Annotated in this window: 3 protein-coding genes and 1 pseudogene; all 4 read right to left on the reverse strand. The window is 65.6% G+C overall.

Going from position 1 to position 1,884, the window contains the following annotated elements:
- A pseudogene (locus AC1VAN_RS20455) lies at nt 1–103 on the reverse strand (3-hydroxyanthranilate 3,4-dioxygenase); the annotation flags it as partial.
- Nucleotides 104–124: 21 nt separating this feature from the next.
- A complete protein-coding gene (gene can / locus AC1VAN_RS20460; protein ID WP_006376530.1) occupies nt 125–787 on the reverse strand; it encodes a carbonate dehydratase in 663 nt (220 codons plus the stop codon).
- A 73-nt stretch (nt 788–860) separates the two neighbouring features.
- Nucleotides 861–1,499 (reverse strand): FMN-binding negative transcriptional regulator, encoded by a 639-nt coding sequence (locus AC1VAN_RS20465; RefSeq protein WP_032976302.1) that lies wholly within the window; start codon nt 1,497–1,499, stop codon nt 861–863.
- A 9-nt stretch (nt 1,500–1,508) separates the two neighbouring features.
- Complete coding sequence (locus tag AC1VAN_RS20470; protein WP_025876872.1) at nt 1,509–1,823, reverse strand: hypothetical protein; 315 nt, start codon at nt 1,821–1,823, stop codon at nt 1,509–1,511.
- Nucleotides 1,824–1,884: the final 61 nt, after the last annotated feature.

The raw sequence follows: 1,884 nt of genomic DNA on the forward strand, positions 1-1,884 counted from the left end.
CGATGAAATCGCCGTTGTCGATCATCTTGTTGCCGACCGGCGGCTTCAACAGATGCCGGTTTTCCTCGATCCAGCCCAGCAGGTTGATGGGGGAGGCAAGCATGGGGGTGTCCGTAAGGGAGGGTCAGTCGCGCCGGCCGCGGCGCGGAACGTAGGACAGGGCCTTCTCGTAGGCCGGCTGCAGTTCTTCAGGTGCGCCCACGTCGATGCCCATTTCGCGCACGCGGCCGTCCTTCAGGCTGTACACCCAGCCGTGCACCATCAGCTTCTGGCCGCGGGCCCAGGCGTCCTGCACGATCGTCGAGCGGCAGGCGTTGACCACCTGCTCGATCACGTTCAGTTCGCACAGGCGGGCATGCTTCAGCTCCGGCTCCTCGATCGCATCCATGATCGCGGCGTGCTTCTGTGCCACGTCACCGACATGGCGCAGCCAGTTGTCGGCCAGGCCCACCCGCGTGTTGTTCAGGCTGGCGTGCACGCCGCCGCAGCCGTAATGGCCAACGATCAGGATGTGCTTCACCTTCAGCTGGTCCACGGCGTACTGGATCACGCTGAGGCAGTTCAGGTCGGTATGCACCACCACGTTGGCCACGTTGCGATGCACGAACACCTCACCCGGGGCCATGCCGATGATCTGGTTGGCCGGCACGCGCGAATCGGAACAGCCGATCCACAGGTATTCCGGATGCTGCTGCTTGGCCAGCTGATGGAAGAAGTCAGGATCTTCCTTCTCGATCCGGTCAGCCCATTCGCGGTTGTTCTGCAGCAGCTTGTGGATGTCTTTCATGTTCGGGGTCCCTGACGTCGGGTGGGGGCAAGGCGCGGCCGTTCTGGCCGCGTCGTCGCGGGAAACAGAGCGCTCAGCTGCCTGCGGCGGCTTCGTCGCGATACCGGCGCATCCACTGCGCCAGTTCGGTGGAATGGGGATTGTCCAGGCGTTCCAGTTCGGCCATCACCGCTTGCTGGTTGGCCTCGGGGTGGTTCTGGCTCAGCTTCAGCGTCAGCTGCACCTGTTCGACGGTAAAACGGAAGCCGACGATGCCGCGCAGCTGGCGGCGGTGGTCGTCACGCTCGGGTTCGAACCGCCAGTCCTGGCCGACGCTGGCTTCGAAGTGGTCGCCGGTATCGCTGACCAGCTGGGCCAGGGCATCGGTATCGTCGAAGGGCTGCAACTGGCCGCGCAACTCGGCGGCGGCGTAGTTCCAGGTGGGCACCCGTGCCATCGGTTCCTTGTCCGGATACCAGCTGGCCGATACATAGCCATGCGGCCCCTCCACCAGCACCTTGGCCGCACCGCTGTGGCGTGCCTGCGGGTTGGCACGGGCCCAGTGGCCGCGCAGCTCGATGTGGTCGCCGTCGCGCTGGTACAGCACCGGCAGCCGGGTCAGTTCCGGCAGGCCATCGCCACCGGCGGTAAGCACGGTGACGAACGGATCACGCGCCAGCAGGCGATCCAGCCACAGCAGGTCGGTCTCGGCGAAAGCGCGCGGGGTGAACATCGGTTGGCCTCAGGCGCGGCTGCCAAGCGACTGCACCATGCGCCCGCGCAGGCCTTCGTCGCTGCCTGCCTGCGGTGGCTGCACTTCATGCAGCGAGAAGCCGCGCACCAGCGCATCTTCTTCATCCAGGCCGTCGTACTCGACGAACTCGGCATCGAACAGCTGCGAGCGTGCAGTGTCTTCGCTGTCGTAGCTCAGCGTATTGCCATCGCTGTCCAGCACTTCGGCAGTGCCGGCCTCGCGGATGCGCAGGCGTGCCCAGATCAGGGTGTTGCCGAGGCTGGCCAGCCACCAGCTGTCGCGGACGTGGGAAAGGTCGTTCATGTGTGTCTTACCAGAGCGAGGCCAGCCAGAGCAGGGCAGCCATGCCCAGTCCGGCCAGCAG

The sequence above is a fragment of the Stenotrophomonas sp. 05L44_2 genome (assembly GCF_056665995.1).

What these genes read in the sequence shown, in the direction of transcription:
- AC1VAN_RS20470 (WP_025876872.1), bottom strand. Translation starts at nt 1,823, where the DNA reads ATGAACGACCTTTCCCACGTCCGCGACAGCTGGTGGCTGGCCAGCCTC.
- can (WP_006376530.1), bottom strand. Translation starts at nt 787, where the DNA reads ATGAAAGACATCCACAAGCTGCTGCAGAACAACCGCGAATGGGCTGAC.
- AC1VAN_RS20465 (WP_032976302.1), bottom strand. Translation starts at nt 1,499, where the DNA reads ATGTTCACCCCGCGCGCTTTCGCCGAGACCGACCTGCTGTGGCTGGAT.